This window comes from Rhodococcus sp. NPDC060176, from assembly GCF_042728675.1.
Classification (GTDB): Bacteria; Actinomycetota; Actinomycetes; order Mycobacteriales; family Mycobacteriaceae; genus Rhodococcus_F.
This window is the reverse complement of record NZ_JBHWYS010000011.1, coordinates 1-14641: the sequence shown is the minus strand read 5'-3', so window position 1 is coordinate 14641 and position 14641 is coordinate 1. Positions and strand designations below refer to the sequence as shown.

Below are 14641 nucleotides of genomic sequence, written 5' to 3'. Positions count from 1 at the left end.
TTATGCAGCCCTCGTCACGGGAAGTGCAATCGCCGGCAGACATGCAACAACACTGATGACGGCGCCCATCACGAACGCCACCGCGAACGAGTCGCCGGAAACTCCGATCGCCAGGACCGCTGTGGTCACCGGAGCACCCACCGCCGAACCGACGGTTCTGATCACACTGTTGACACCGCTGGCCGCTGCCATTTCCGATGGCGGGACGATCGAAGCAACCAGCAGAGCACAGACCGCGAACCCCACGCCGTTCCCCAATCCGACGAGGGAGAAGAACAGCACGATCGCAACCACCGAGCTCGGCCAGATCGCGAGTCCGACCGCGCCCGTCGCCATGAGTGCCAGCGCTAGGACTGCCGGCACTCGCGGCCCGTATCGCCGCGCGAGAGCCGGCGTCAGACGGCCACCGAGGAAGACGAGGACAGCGGCGGGCAAGAGGGCCAACCCGGTCTGCACAACGGTGAATCCACTTCCATACGTAGAGGTTTCCGGCGCCTGGAGGATCCGCGGCAGGCAGAGGTAGAAGATGTAGGGCACGAACCCGAACACCAGGGTCAGTGCGCTGGTGATCATCATCGGCCTGTCCCGAAAAACTCGCATGTCGACGATCGGAGCGTCGTGGCGGGAATCGACGGCAATCAGAGTTGCGAACGAGACGAACGCGACAACCACCAGACCCCAGAATCCGAGCGACAGAACTCCCCACTCGGAGGCTTTGGTGATCGCCAGGAGCAGGCTCACCAACCCGAACGCCAGAGCGCCGGCACCGGCCCAGTCCGTCGGCATACCCGGCCGGCGATGCGAACCCGGAACCACAGCCACCACTGCGACCAATGCAAGCACGATCAGGATCCCGGTGATCACGAACAACCACTGCCAGCTGAGGTACTCGAGAATGACACCACCGATCACCAGTGCACTTCCGGCACCGATTCCCAAGGTCCCAGCGAGCCAACCTATCCCCGAAGACAACTCGGGACCGGCCACCGTTCTTCGCAGCACTGCCATCGCGAGCGGGAAGCTCGCCATACTCACTCCCTGGACAGCTCGAACGACAAGCAGCACCCCGATATTCGGGGCGGCCGCCGCGGCAAATGTCGCGAGAGCGAAGATGATCAGGACGATCACCAGGACTCGCTTGTCGCCGAATCGATCCCCCATCGCCCCGACGATCGGAGCCATCACCGCGGCCGCCAACAGGTATGCCGTCAGGATCCAGCCGGTCACCGCCACGGACGTATCAAAATGCTCACCCAACACCGGCAACGCCGGCACCAACATGGTCTGCATGAGCGAGTAGACGAGCACCGCCCCCGCAAGTGCGGCGATCACCCGACTCCCGGATCGCGTGGGCGCCTCCGCCAAGGTTGTCATCGACACCTTCCTCCAATCATGGTTTCAATCGGAACGGAGCACTCCGTTCCGATTGAGTAAACCACGCATTGCTAGCCTGTGGGAATGGCGAAAGAGAATGCGAGCCTCCCCGGACGCGCCCGAGAAGCCGCAGACAACGACGTCACCGTACTGCGAGCAGCGCGCGAGATCTTCGCCGAACAGGGTTGGAATGCACCGGTATCGGCGATTGCCACCCGGGCCGGGGTAGGCGTCGGCAGCATCTATCGCCGCTACCGCGGCAAAGAGGAACTGGCGCAATCCTTACGCGTCTGGGCGATCGACCACCTCGCCACCCTGGCACGAGAGTGCGTGAGCAACGCAGACACCGATGAAGCCGTACTGAAGACGTTCTTCTCGCGATACCTTGCCGAATCGGTGGGACCGCTCATTCCCGTCCTCGGCGGCAGGTTGCCCGAACACACCGAAGTCACCCGCGCCGCAGAAGAATTGGAGGCCGCGCTGCAATCGATGGTCGACATCTGCATCGATACTGGCGAAGTCCCGCCCGACTTCACTTCTGCAGACGTCATGCTCATGACGGTGCATCTACGACCGACCCTGCCGATCGAGGGGGTTCGCGCCACCGAAATACACACGCGCTATCTCGAGTTCATGCTCGACGGACTTCGTCACGGAAGACCTCAACCGTCGACCACTCCCCCGTCCTGGAGCGAATGGCTTCAGATGTGGCAGGGCAGCAACTGACCCTGAGGACACCCGAACAACATGTCAGGTTAGGCTTACCTAGCTTATTTCGCCATGTTCGGAAGGTTCTCATGAAAATCACTCGCAGGCTCGCAGGCTTCGCCGCACTACCCGTCGTTGCCGCACTCCTACTCACCGGCTGCGGCAGCAGCGACGCATCAACTTCTACCGAGGCCAGTTCGACGGACCAGTCCTGGAGCTACACAACGGGATACGGAAACACGATCACCCTCGATCACGCCCCGGAGCGGATCGTCGTCGACGCGTACTCCGCTGCTGCGCTGTGGGACTACGGCATTCGGCCGGTCGGCATCTTCGGTTACGGCGTCGGCAATCCCGACGTCACCGATCACGCTGACGAGTCGACGATGACCGTCGTCGGTCGTGAAGGTGAACTCAGCGCGGAAGCTCTTGCGGCGCTGGACCCAGACCTGGTCATCGGGTACGGAAACAGCGACGACCCGACCCGATGGACTTGGTGGGACGAGCCGATGGGCAAGACCGTCAACGATGTTGCACCGTTTGTCGGTGTGAAGTTCTCCGGCTCTTCGACGCCGGACGTGTTGAGCGAATACGCCTCACTCGCCGAAGCTCTCGGCGGAGACACCGACACAGCAACGGCGCGCGAAGGCAAGGAAGCATTCGAATCCGGGGCAGCGCGCATCCGAGCCGCCGCGGGCAAGGTTGACGACATCGAAGTACTCGCTCTGAACGGCGACGGCTCCGAGTTGTACGCGGGCACAACCGCACTCGCTCAGTTCGGCTACCTGAAGGAACTCGGCGTGAAGTTCACCGGCCCGGGAGGTGACAAAGGCTGGGCCGACCTCAGCTGGGAGCAGGTCCCAGATTATCCGGCGGACATCGTCTTCCAGTTCGCGAAGTCGGCGGAAGCGTTCGCAGCATCACCCGTTTTCGTCAAGCTGCCCGCGGTGACCGCGAACCAGGTGATCGACTTCGACGACAAGCGTCCCAACACCTACGCCAATTACGGTGCCTGGTTCGAGGGGGTTGCACAACTACTCGACCAGGCCCGCAACGTCGCCTGAATTACTGTCCAGCGGTGATTCGCCCGGCCGCTTCCTCGAGAACGTCGAGGAAGATGGCCGCGGTCAGCGCAAATCCTTGGTTATATCGCGCGTCGCTGGTCAACACGTTGCCCGCTTGGACTGCAGGCAACCGCTGCCACGTCGGCTGCGTCTTGATCGCGTCGAGTGCTTCCTGATCGCGTGCTTGCGCGATGATCACATCCGCCGGAGCCAAGGTGTCGAGTTGCTCGAAAGACAACTCGAACGAGTTCTCTGCATTGTCGTCGTCACGGAAAAGCACGTCGAGGCCGGCATCGATTGCGACGCTGATCCGCAGATTCCGCTGGTGCACCAGGAATCCGGTCGGCGTCTGAACGCCGAACACGATCTTCTTTCCGCCGAGCTTCTCCTGCAACATCGGACGCAGTCTCGCGAGCTTGTCGTCGTACTCCGCGATGGAAGCCTCGGCGATCGCAACCCGGTCGAGTTGGCTCGCCTGCGCCATCAGCGCACCTCGCCAGTCGACCGGGTGTCCGGCGATCGGTTCGACGTCGTCGCCGACGACCAACAGCGGCGCGATGGAGGACAAGCGCTCGGTGCCGTACCAGTCGCTGGTGTATCCGATCGCAGTGATGACGATCAGATCGGGCTCGAGAGCGAGCAACGCCTCGAAGTTGGTGGAGAAGTCGCCGGCGACGTTGACGAAGCTCGCGTCCTCGATGGTGCGGCCGGGAAACTGGAATCCCGCCTTGGCGTCGGGGAACCAGAAGTTGCCCGAACCGACGATCGGGTAGTCCATCATCATCGCGAATTCGAGGTCGACCCGGCCGTCGAGCACCACCACACGCTTGGGGTCGCGTGGAACGTCGCCACTGAACTCGGCCCACGTGTACGGGAGAGTGTCACTGGCCGAGTCGGATTCGCCATCGGAGCTTCCGCAGGCGCTCAGCGCCAGTGCTGCAGCCACACCGGCAGCGCCACCGAAGAATCGGCGTCGTGAAATGCGGTCGACGATCTGAGCCCACTCCGTGTCGGTAACCTGCGTATCCAGGACGAGTGTCATACGTTTGCTCCTTCGTTGTTTCGCTGACGCTCGCGTCCCAGCGGAATGACCAGCGGTGTGTGGGAAACCGGATCGTCGATGATGCGGCATGCCATGCCGAACACCTCCTGCACCAGTTCTTCGGTGATGATCTCCGCGGGCGGGCCTTCGGCGACCACCGCGCCGTCCTTCATCGCAATGATGTGAGTTCCGTAGCGGCACGCGTGGTTGAGATCGTGAAGCACGGCCACCAACGTGTGTCCGTCGTTCTCGTTCAGATCGCGGCACAGCTCCAACAGCTCGATCTGATGAGCGATGTCGAGGAAGGTCGTCGGTTCGTCCAGCAGCACCAACGGGGTCTGCTGCGCGAGAACCATAGCGACCCAGACGCGTTGGCGCTGACCGCCGGACAGTTCGTCGACCGGTCTGGCCGACAGATCCGTGACCTTGGTTGCCTCCATCGCATTGATGACGGCGGCCTCGTCCTCTCGGGACCACTGGCGGATCAGCTTCTGGTGCGGATAACGTCCGCGCGCAACCAGATCGGCGACTTTGATGCCGTCCGGAGCGATCGACGTCTGCGGCAGAAGCCCGAGTCGCCTCGCAACTTCCTTGGCCGGGTACGACGTTATCGCCTTGCCGTCGAGGAGGACCTTGCCGGTCGTCGGCTTGAGCAACCGCGACAATGCACGCAGAAGCGTCGACTTGCCGCAGGCGTTGGGACCGACGATGACGGTGAAGCCGCCGTCGGGGATCTCGACGTCGAGGTGCTCCGAGATGACGCGCTTGTCGTAACCGATCGTGACGTCCTCGGCGCGAAGCCGATTCGTCCTTTCAGGCACGACGGCGGCCGCACTTGTCTCGTTCACACTGTTCCTCGTTCCTTCACCGATCACTGCTTACGTGCCTCTCGCGCGAGAAGCCAAACAAAATAGATGCCACCGATGGAGACGGTGACGACGCCGACCGGCAACTGCGTCGGTGCAAAAGCTCGCTGCGCCACCCAGTCGCTGATCATCAGCAGTGCTCCACCCATCGCCGCCGACGGCAGCAGGGTCACTCCGGCACTACCGGTCAATCGTCTGACCAACTGCGGAGCCGCCAGCGAAACGAACCCGATGGGCCCGGCCGCAGCCGTCACCATGGCTGTCAATGCAACACCGAGAACAACCAGGGAAAGCCGGGTCGGTTCGGCCCGGACGCCGAGCGCCTTGGCGGCGTCGTCGCCCATCTCGAGCATCTGCATCCGCCTGCCCAACACCAGGATCAGCGGAATGAGGATGGCCAGCACGACAACCACCGGCCACACCTGAGTCCAGCCGAGACCGTTCAACGAACCGGCACCCCACACTGCGGCAGCCATGGCGTCGTCGAGCTTCGCCTTGAGGATCATCCAGGTATTGACCGAGCCCAACATCGCGCTGATGGCGATACCGACGATGATCAGCCGGAATCCCTGCACGCCACGTTTGTACGCAAGAAGGTAAACGACTGCTGCGGTGGCGATTCCGCCCACCAGAGCGCCGACTGCGATCTCGTAATAAGTGCCACCGATGAGGAGGATGACCACCAGAGCGCCCGTGTACGCACCGGAGTTGAAGCCGATGATGTCCGGGCTACCTAGCGGATTCCTGGTGAGCGACTGGAAGATCGCACCACTCATGCCCAGTGCCGCACCGAGCATCAGCGCCAACAGAACTCGGGGCAGACGCCATTCCACGACGACCATGTGGATACGCGCGGGAGCTTCGCCGAACAGGGCGCCGAGGACGTCCCCGATCGGCACCTGGTAATCACCACTGCCGAGGGCGATGACACCGATCGCCAGTGCAAGCGCAACGAGGATGAGGCAGACAGTGACCGTACGGACGTCGATCCGCGCGGACCAGCCTTCTTTGGGTGAGCGCACCACCGTGGTGGGGCGCCCGAAATCGATGCTCACAGACCGCTCACCTTGCTTCGACGCACCAGCATGATCAGCACCGGAGCACCGACGAAGGCCGTGACGATGCCGACCTGAAGTTCACCCGGGCGCAGCACGATTCGGCCGACGACGTCGGAGAAGAGAAGAAGAATCGGCGAGCACACCAACGTGTACGGGAGAATCCATCGCTGATCTGGCCCGACGAACCATCGCGCGACGTGGGGAACCATCAGACCGACAAATCCGATCGGGCCGGCCGCAGCGGTCGCCGCGCCGCACAGCAAGGTCACCGCAATGACACCGAGGATACGAGTGCGGGTGATGTTGGCACCGAGCGAACGTGCCAGATCGTCACCCAAGGCCACGGCGTTGAGTTGGCGCGCCAACGCGAGCGCCAGGAAGAGTCCGATGAGAATGAAGGGGGCAACGGCCAGAACGATTTCCAACGAACGTCCGCTGAGTGAGCCGGCATTCCACTGACGCATCTGGTCGAAGGCGGTCGGGTTGAGCAGGGTGATGCCGGACGAGATGCCGCCGAGCACCGAGCCGATGGCAACACCGGCCAGGGTCAGCCGAATGGGCGTCGCACCACCTCGGCCGATCGACCCCAACGTGTAGACGATCGCCGTGGCTATCACCGCGCCGAGGAAAGCGAACCAGATGTAAGACCAGATGCTGGTCAATCCGAAGACCGCGACGGCAACAACCATCGCGAACCCCGCGCCGGCATTGACACCGAGAATTCCGGGATCAGCCAAGGGATTTCGCGTCATCGCCTGGATGAGGCCGCCCGCCACACCGAGCGCCATACCGACTATCAGACCGAGCAGAGTTCGCGGTAGCCGCAGGTCGCGGATGATCACGTGATCATTGGAGTCGTCGTAGTTCACCAAAGCGTCGATCACGGTGCCGAACGGAATGGTCTTCGAACCCACCGCGATGCTCAGAAGGAGCACGGCGGCGAGCACTACCAGGCACACCAGAAGACCTGCCATACGACGAGAGTTGGTCGATACCAGCCCGTCGGGTTGCTTCTGCTTCTCTTGCAGCGACTCGTCGATCAGCTCTTCGGTGTGTTTGTCGACGGCGCTCTTGTCGACTGCACTTTTGTCTACAGCACTTTTGTCGCCAGCACTCTTGTCGACAGCGCTCTTGTCGAATCCAACGGTCACAAGCCGGCGCTCTCTAGAGTCTTCTCGACCTCGTCGCGGATCTCTTCCTCGTCGCGGTCCGATTCCCAGGCCGCATCGAGTGCCGCACGGACACTTTCGTCGAGGGCCTCGTACTTCGCGTTCCACACCTCGGCCTTGTAGGTCCAGTAACCGATGACCTTGTACTGCTCACCCGGCAACTTCAGTTCGTGGCGAAGGTACTTGCGGATGTCACGGAGCATCGTGCTTTCGCCGGCCACCCACACGTATCCGAGATCGGTGGGGAGGTTCATCGCACGGACCGCGTCCGGGAGTTTCGACGGTGCAATACCGTTGCCGCTGCCGACAAGCCAGATGAACTCGACGTCGGCCGCGGAGGTGATCTGCTGCTTGTGAGACTCGTCCACCACCTCGACGATTGCCTTTGCCGAGATGCCGGCGGGCAATTGTTCGATCAGGCGCCCGAGTGCGGGGAGTCCAGTCGCGTCGGCGACGAATACCTGCCAGCGTGCGTCGGCCGGCGGCTCGTAGAGCCCGCGAGATTCGCCGATCGCCAACTTGTCGCCGATCTCGGCCTTCTGTGCCCAGTCGCTGGCGATGCCGCCCTCGTGAACGACGAAGTCGATCGTCATGCGGCTGGCTTCGGTATCGAACCGTCGCACGGTGTACGGCTGGCACGGGGACGGTTCCTCGCCCTCCGGGTACCGCCAACCGCGCGGAGCGTCCGGATCTTCGGCCGGCAGAACGAACTTGCCCGTGGCCGGGACCGGGAAGTGCAGACGCAGGTATTCGTCGCCGGTGCCGGTGGTTTCGAACGCGGTCAGCTCCTCCCCACCGAACACGATACGAACCATTCCCGGGGTCACGTACTCCTTGTGAAGTACCTCGCCGAACACAAGACTCACAACAATCTCCAACATCGATGGAACATGAACCGGACCCGAACACGAGGATCAATCCGACTTCCGGACATAGTTAACCCGCGCTAAGTAAGGTAGACCTTAATTTATTGCAGTGTTGTCGATGAGTCGATGCCTTCCCCGCCGCAACGGGGCCAACTACTATCGCGATTCGGCCACCGCCAGACGTATGGCCTGTTCACGACAAGTATTGGCACCTGTGTGACTTCTGACTACCGCCCACGGTCCCTAGCGTGGACCCAGTGCCTTCGACACCACTTCTTTCGGCCGATACAAACGGTCCCCCAACCAGCCCGGCGATCACGCCGCGCCAGGTAATCACACGCGCGATCGCCTCCGACGGACGCGGAGCCAAGCTGGCGGCAGCGTCCATCGGCTTCACGGGCCACCAGGTCGCGGAAGCGTTGGTGCCGGTGGTGATCGGTGCGGTCATCGACCGAGCTGTGGCGACCAGCGATGCGGCAGCACTGGGAAAGTGGATCCTCGTTCTCGGAATTCTCTTCACCGGTTTGTTGCTCAGTTGGCGCTTTGCGGCGCGCATCTCCGATTCCGTCACCGAGCACGGAGCACACCGCTTGCGGATGGACATCGCGCGCCGAGGCCTCGATCCGCACGGCATGTCACCGCGGCGCATGCCCGGCGAGGTCTACTCGATCGCAACATCCGACGCGGGTTCGGTGGCCGGATTCACGCACACACTGAGCACAAAACTCGCCGCGGCCTGCGGAGTACTGACCGCAGCGATCTCGCTACTCGTGATCTCGGTACCGCTCGGCCTCCTCGTCATCGTCGGCACTCCCCCGGTGCTCGCCCTCATGCAGGTGGTCAGCCGACCGCTCGAACGCCGAGCCGAAACCGATCAATGGCAGGGAGCCAAAGCCGGTGCACTGGCCGCAGACCTCCTGTCGGGGCTCCGGATCCTGTCCGGAATCGGCGCCGGAGACGCTGCAGCGCAGCGTTATCGGGGAGCCAGCCGGACTTCGCTGGAAGCAACCCTTCGCGCACAGCGATACCAAGCGATGTACTCCGCCGCGAACGTGGCGATCGCCGGCGCTTTCCTGGCCGTCATCGCGTACGTCGGTGGACGGATGGCAGCATCCGGGAGCATCTCGGTCGGTGAATTCGTGGCCGTGGTGGGTCTGGCACAGTTCCTTCGAGGTCCGTTGATCGACATCATCTACTTCGGCGCCGGCCTGGCACGGGCCCGCGCTTCCGCCAACCGCGTCGCAGCGCTTCTCGGGACCGGCGAGGCTGTCACTCCCGCGAGTGATCCTGCACCTCTGAACCACTCGGAGTTCCTGACGCTGAGTGACGTCGTGTTGGCCGGAGCGTCACCAGTCGACCTGGATGTCAAACGCGGCGAGATCATCGGCATCGTCACCGAGAATGCGGCCTGGGCGGATGCGTTGGTCGACGCGTTGGCTCGTCGAATCGAGCCTTCGAGCGGAACGATTCATCTCGGCGACAACGCCATTCACGAACTGCACATCGACGAGCTCCGGACCCATGTTCTGGCTGCGCCGCACGACGCGGCACTGTTCATCGGCACAGTCGGTGACAACATCGAGGCACTCGCACCGATCGGCAGCCGCAGTGACGACGCAATCGCCGCCGCTGCCGCAGATCAGGTGATCTCGGTCCTTCCACTCGGCCTCGCCACCCGAGTCACCGAGCAGGGAAATTCGCTCTCCGGCGGTCAGCGTCAGCGCATCGCCCTGGCAAGGGCACTGGCGAGCGAAGCTCCAGTTCTAGTGCTGCACGATCCCACCACTGCCGTCGACTCCGTCACCGAAGCGCGAATTGCACGCGGGATCGCCGAGGTACGCGGTGCTCACGCGACTCTTCTTCTGACCAGCAGCCCCGTGCTGCTCGATATCTGCGATCGGGTGATCGAGCTGTGAACGAACTACTCCCCACCGCGACACCGAAACAGGCACGTCGCGCAGCACTTCGGTTGATGGGTCCGCACCGGATATCCGCCGTCGCCGCCGTCGTCACTCTGACTGCTGCGACCGCGATCGGCCTGCTCACGCCGCTGGTCCTCGGCGCGATGGTCGACGCTGTGACGGACGGAGACGGCGACGCTGTCTCGCGCATCGGCACGCTGACTCTCGCGTTGGTCGCCATCGCGGTTGCCTCCTCCCTTCTCGTCGGAGTCAGCAACTACCTGCTCGCCGGCGTCGGCGAAAGGGTTGTCGCCGACCTGCGCGAAGAAGTTGTCGTCCGGGTTCTCGATCTTCCGCAGAGCGACGTCGAACGAGCCGGGCGCGGAGATCTCGTCTCCCGCATCACCGGGGACGTCCGCTTGGTGACCCGCGCTGTATCCGAAGCACTTCCGGTTTTTGCCACCGCGGCACTGACCATCGTGTTGACCCTGATCGGATTGGGCAGCCTCGATTGGCGATTCGCCATTGCCGCGGTGATCGCGGCGCCCATCCAGATCCAGGCGCTGCGCTGGTATCTCTCGAAGTCGGCACCGGTCTACCGCGAGGAGCGGGAGGCAGAAGGTGCACGTGCGCAACAACTCCTGGACTCACTGAGCAACTCCGATACCGTCGGATCACTTCGTCTGGCTCAGCCCCACCTGGAACAGATCGAATCTCGATCGATGGCAGCGGTCCGGCTCAGCTTGTTGACCACGCGTCTACGCACCAGGTTCTTCGGCCGACTCAACATCGCCGAATTCATCGGCCTGTCCGCCGTGCTGATCACTGGCTTCTGGCTGGTAAGAGACGGCCAGATCAGCATCGGTGCCGCCACCGCCGCAGCACTGTTCTTCCACCGGCTCTTCGATCCGGTCGGCGCGGTTCTCAGCGTGTTCGACGAATTGCAGGAAGGCACAATCGCATTGGCTCGACTGGTCGGAGTCACCCTTGCACCCGTGCCACCCGCGCCGTCCGATCCACATGAACCTGTCGACAGTTCAGCGTCTTTGGAGGAGGTGACGTTCTCGTACCGCAGCGGCGACGCTCCTGTTCTGCGAGACATCGACATCACCATTCCGGCCGGGACCGTCACGGCACTCGTGGGCGCAACCGGAGCCGGAAAATCGACGGTCGCAAAACTGATCGCGGGTACCTACGAGCCGACCGAAGGCACCGTGAAGATCGGGACGGTGCCCCGGAACGAATTGCCACGGTCGACTTCTCGGAGCGCGGTGGCCCTCGTGACTCAGGAGGTCCACGTCTTTGCCGGCACGTTGGCCGAGGATCTACGGCTGGCTGACCCGTCGGCAACCGACGACGACATCACCGCGGCGCTCGATACCGTCGGTGCGTCGGATTGGCTGCGGGCCCTGCCGGACGGGCTCGAAACCGTAATCGGGGACGGTGGACACCGGCTGACCGCGACTCAGGCACAGCAACTCGCGTTGGCAAGAATCGAATTGCTGGATCCGCCGCTGCTGATTCTCGACGAGGCGACCGCCGAAGCGGGTAGCGCCGGAGCCAGGGTCCTCGACGATGCCGCGCTGGCCCTGACCCGGGGTCGCACTGCTGTAACAGTGGCACACCGACTCTCACAGGCCGTCGACGCCGACCAAATCCTGGTCATGAACGACGGCCGCGTCGTCGAGCAAGGCTCTCACGACGAGTTGGTCAACCTCGGGGGTCGGTACGCGGAACTGTGGGAAGCGTGGTCCGCGCCGCGACGTTGACCGCGACGGTTGCACCGGGCACTACCGCCCGGTGCGACCTACCTCAAGCGTGCAGAAGGTACGGCACCGATTCGGGCGCCACACTCCCCTTGTTCATCATGCTGCCGGGCGTACGACCGGTGACCCGACGGAACACTGCGACAAACGCACTCGGAGTTTCGTACCCGACTCGCCTACTGACAACCGAAACCGGCACTCCAGCAGCCAGATACGTCAGGGCTGCGCGGACTCGAACCTGAATTCGCCACTGTGCAAAGGTCATTCCCGTGCCCTGAGCGAACACTCGCGTCAACGTACGGACGCTGCCGCCAGCCGTCAGTGCCCATTCCGACAGCGACCGCTGGTCTGCCGGATTGGCGACCAATGCTTCGGCAACGAACAGCGCCCGCGGATCGGTCGGCATCGGAACCTCCACCGCAGCAACTTCGAGCGGCTGCAGCATGTCGAATGCCACCCGCTCGGCGCGACTACGCGCCTCGTCGGGCATGTTCCGCCGATGCATGTGCAGGAGTACCTCACGTAGGAGAGCACTGACACCGAACAAGCCCGGAACGCCCGAGGGGGCAGCATGAGCCTCAGGCCGGAAGTAGGTGCAGAAGAACTCGGTACCCGGACCTGCCTTCACGGCATGCAACGCGCCGGCGGGTAGCCACAGTCCGGCCGAAGGCGGAACCTCCCAAGTGATGCCGTCAGCGACAACCGTGAGCATTCCACCGGAGTTTCCCCAGATCAGCTCATGTTCAGGGTGACGGTGCGGTGCCCACTGCCGCTGGTGAGAGAGCTTCAGAGTAACCGTTGTCATCGAGTAGGGGTGATCGATGGAACGCGGCCCCACGGGCACCGAAATTCTCTCTGCCACAGCTGTCATGATGACGAGTATAGGACTTTCGTTAGGCATACCTAAATAGGAACCTGAAAAATGTTGACTGTGACCCGCGAGTTACACATACCGCGGGCCCCGATATCGTGACTGCAACTCCCGGCTACGGGTCGGCAACGAGAGGCACACGATGGTTGACGCATCACGAATCCCGGTCATCGTCGGCGTCGGCGATCTGCGCTGGAACCCAGCCGACGGGCACCGCGAACCTCTCGATCTGATTCACGATGCCACCGTCTCCGCATTGAACGACAGTGGACACGCTGAACTGGGAACACAGATCGATTCCGTGTTCGCGATCAAGACAGTCAGCTGGTCGTACGACGATCTCCCCGGGCTGCTTGCCTCACGATTAGGCGCGACCCCCAAGGTCACCTCTACCTCGCCGATCGGTGGCCACTGGCCCGCGGCGCTCCTCGATCGGATCGGCGCGGCCATCGCTCGCGGTGAATCCTCGGCTGCTCTGCTCGTGGGCGGCGAATCGCACGCCAGCAGCACCGCGCTGCGAAAGTCCGGAGTCGCTCCCGACTCGATCGGGTGGACGGCAGCGCCCGGAGGGCCTCCCGGATTCGATCCGACCGACCTGGGAAGCCCTGAAATGCAGCGCGCCGGTTTCATCGTGCCGACGCGCGTCTACCCGCTCTTCGAGAACTGCTTCAGTGCGGCCGAGGGCCACGGCGCCCGCGAATCGCTCGCCTGGTCCGCCAGGATGTACGCCGCGTTCTCGGAGCTGGCATCGAAGAATCCAGCCTCCTGGACGTCGGAGATCCGATCGGCAGACGAGATCGGCACCGTCGGACCTGGCAATCGGATGGTCTCCGAGCCGTACCCGCTGATGCTCAACGCCATGCCCTTCGTCAATCAGGCTGCGGCCGTTGTCGTCTGCTCGTTGTCGACGGCCCGCGAGTTCGGGATCGATGAAAGCAAACTGGTGTACCTCTGGGGCGGCGCTGGTGCGAATGATCCGTTGGACATCCTCAGCCGCAACAGCTTCGACAGCTCAGCCGCGATTCATGACGCCGTGCATCGCACACTCGATGGTGCCGGAGTCGGTGCCGACGCACTCGACATCGTCGATGCCTACAGCTGCTTCCCGATCGTACCCAAGCTGTTGATCCGCGAACTCGGACTCCCGGATACCGCGATCCCGAGTGTCACCGGAGGTCACTCGTTCTTCGGTGGGCCACTCAACAGCTACACCCTGCATTCCGTCGCCGAGGTCACCAGGCAAATTCGTGACGGCGCCAACCTTGCCCTCGTCCACGGCAACGGTGGATTCCTCACCTACCAGCACTGCGTACTGTTGTCCGCCGCTGCTCATGCTGACGGGTACGTCGGCGATCCCGACGCACGCGCGCTAACTGCGGAGGTTCCGGAACTGATCACTGGTTACACGGGCGCGGCGGAAATAGTCACGGCCTCTGTCGAATACGGCCGCACCGGCGAGCCTGAGATCGGGTTCGTGATCGCGACGACGCAGGACGGCCGCCGAGTCGCCGGTCACACTGGTCCCGAGAATGCCGCCGAACTGACGCAGCTTCGCGGTGACAACCCGCCGGCGATCGGGCGAACTGTTCACATCAGCGACGAGAACGGGCGACTCACGCTCACGTTCTGACAGTAGCGTTCTGACAGTAGACAGCGGTGAGCACCGGGGCATGGTGATGCCCCGGTGCTCGAGCCTTCAGTTGTGGAGGTTCACGCCGCTGTCGGTGGACTGTTCCCACCGATCGGATGCTGGAACGGATCGATCGACATCGGCGGATAGAACACAGTCTTCCGATCCGGGCCGATCTCCACTCTCCATTCGGTGTGGTGCAGTGTCCGATGATGATGGCCACACAACAGAATCAGGTTGTCGAGATCCGTTGGGCCACCATCGTTCCAGTGAACAATATGATGAGCATCGCACCACCCCGGCGGTGTCCCGCACCCCGGAAACGC

Annotated in this window: 13 protein-coding genes; 5 read left to right on the top strand and 8 right to left on the bottom strand. The window is 63.1% G+C overall.

The features are described 5' to 3' along the window. The gene (locus ACFWEM_RS30590; protein WP_378539469.1) at positions 1-1374 is read right to left on the bottom strand and encodes an MFS transporter; all 1374 of its coding nucleotides are present in this window, start codon (positions 1372-1374) and stop codon (positions 1-3) included. Between the two features lie 84 nt (positions 1375-1458). Here ACFWEM_RS30590 and ACFWEM_RS30585 point away from each other — a divergent pair, with 84 nt between their 5' ends. Further along, positions 1459-2100: a TetR/AcrR family transcriptional regulator gene (locus ACFWEM_RS30585; protein WP_378539468.1), complete on the top strand. Its 642-nt coding sequence runs from the start codon at positions 1459-1461 to the stop codon at positions 2098-2100. A gap of 71 nt (positions 2101-2171) precedes the next feature. Then, a complete protein-coding gene (locus ACFWEM_RS30580; protein WP_378539467.1) occupies positions 2172-3146 on the top strand; it encodes an ABC transporter substrate-binding protein in 975 nt (324 codons plus the stop codon). A gap of 1 nt (position 3147) precedes the next feature. Here ACFWEM_RS30580 and ACFWEM_RS30575 read toward each other — a convergent pair whose 3' ends face one another. From ACFWEM_RS30575 to ACFWEM_RS30555, 5 genes are all read right to left on the bottom strand, one after another. Next, positions 3148-4188, bottom strand: coding sequence for an ABC transporter substrate-binding protein (locus ACFWEM_RS30575; RefSeq protein ID WP_378539466.1), 1041 nt, complete (start codon positions 4186-4188; stop codon positions 3148-3150). Further along, the gene (locus ACFWEM_RS30570; RefSeq protein WP_378539465.1) at positions 4185-5036 is read right to left on the bottom strand and encodes an ABC transporter ATP-binding protein; all 852 of its coding nucleotides are present in this window, start codon (positions 5034-5036) and stop codon (positions 4185-4187) included. The genes ACFWEM_RS30575 and ACFWEM_RS30570 overlap by 4 nt, the downstream gene beginning before the upstream one ends. 23 nt (positions 5037-5059) lie before the next feature. Beyond that, entirely contained in the window at positions 5060-6109 is a 1050-nt protein-coding gene (gene fepG / locus ACFWEM_RS30565; RefSeq protein ID WP_378539464.1) for an iron-enterobactin ABC transporter permease, read from the bottom strand. Further along, positions 6106-7086, bottom strand: a complete 981-nt coding sequence (locus ACFWEM_RS30560) for a Fe(3+)-siderophore ABC transporter permease (protein WP_378539564.1) — start codon at positions 7084-7086, stop codon at positions 6106-6108. The genes fepG and ACFWEM_RS30560 overlap by 4 nt, the downstream gene beginning before the upstream one ends. Before the next feature lie 173 nt (positions 7087-7259). After that, positions 7260-8162: a siderophore-interacting protein gene (locus tag ACFWEM_RS30555; RefSeq protein WP_378539463.1), complete on the bottom strand. Its 903-nt coding sequence runs from the start codon at positions 8160-8162 to the stop codon at positions 7260-7262. Positions 8163-8404: 242 nt separating this feature from the next. On the opposite strand from ACFWEM_RS30555, the gene ACFWEM_RS30550 reads away from it, so the two are divergent. Together ACFWEM_RS30550 and ACFWEM_RS30545 are read left to right on the top strand one after the other, a co-directional pair. Continuing rightward, the gene (locus ACFWEM_RS30550; RefSeq protein WP_378539462.1) at positions 8405-10063 is read left to right on the top strand and encodes an ABC transporter ATP-binding protein; all 1659 of its coding nucleotides are present in this window, start codon (positions 8405-8407) and stop codon (positions 10061-10063) included. After that, the gene (locus tag ACFWEM_RS30545; protein WP_378539461.1) at positions 10060-11817 is read left to right on the top strand and encodes an ABC transporter ATP-binding protein; all 1758 of its coding nucleotides are present in this window, start codon (positions 10060-10062) and stop codon (positions 11815-11817) included. The genes ACFWEM_RS30550 and ACFWEM_RS30545 overlap by 4 nt, the downstream gene beginning before the upstream one ends. Positions 11818-11860: 43 nt before the next feature. Here ACFWEM_RS30545 and ACFWEM_RS30540 read toward each other — a convergent pair whose 3' ends face one another. Further along, entirely contained in the window at positions 11861-12685 is an 825-nt protein-coding gene (locus tag ACFWEM_RS30540; protein WP_003946247.1) for an AraC family transcriptional regulator, read from the bottom strand. A 142-nt stretch (positions 12686-12827) separates the two neighbouring features. On the opposite strand from ACFWEM_RS30540, the gene ACFWEM_RS30535 reads away from it, so the two are divergent. Then, positions 12828-14315 carry an acetyl-CoA acetyltransferase gene (locus ACFWEM_RS30535; RefSeq protein WP_378539460.1) on the top strand — a complete coding sequence of 496 codons (1488 nt, stop codon included), beginning with the start codon at positions 12828-12830 and terminating at the stop codon, positions 14313-14315. A gap of 80 nt (positions 14316-14395) precedes the next feature. Here ACFWEM_RS30535 and ACFWEM_RS30530 read toward each other — a convergent pair. Then, on the bottom strand, positions 14396-14641 hold a 246-nt coding region (locus ACFWEM_RS30530), incomplete at its 5' end, for an HNH endonuclease signature motif containing protein (protein WP_378539459.1).

Coding starts and splice junctions, on each gene's coding strand:
- ACFWEM_RS30575 (WP_378539466.1), bottom strand. CDS start 4,188: ATGACACTCGTCCTGGATACGCAGGTTACCGACACGGAGTGGGCTCAG.
- ACFWEM_RS30535 (WP_378539460.1), top strand. CDS start 12,828: ATGGTTGACGCATCACGAATCCCGGTCATCGTCGGCGTCGGCGATCTG.
- ACFWEM_RS30580 (WP_378539467.1), top strand. CDS start 2,172: ATGAAAATCACTCGCAGGCTCGCAGGCTTCGCCGCACTACCCGTCGTT.
- ACFWEM_RS30555 (WP_378539463.1), bottom strand. CDS start 8,162: ATGTTGGAGATTGTTGTGAGTCTTGTGTTCGGCGAGGTACTTCACAAG.
- ACFWEM_RS30585 (WP_378539468.1), top strand. CDS start 1,459: ATGGCGAAAGAGAATGCGAGCCTCCCCGGACGCGCCCGAGAAGCCGCA.
- ACFWEM_RS30540 (WP_003946247.1), bottom strand. CDS start 12,685: ATGACAGCTGTGGCAGAGAGAATTTCGGTGCCCGTGGGGCCGCGTTCC.
- ACFWEM_RS30590 (WP_378539469.1), bottom strand. CDS start 1,374: ATGACAACCTTGGCGGAGGCGCCCACGCGATCCGGGAGTCGGGTGATC.
- ACFWEM_RS30560 (WP_378539564.1), bottom strand. CDS start 7,086: ATGGCAGGTCTTCTGGTGTGCCTGGTAGTGCTCGCCGCCGTGCTCCTT.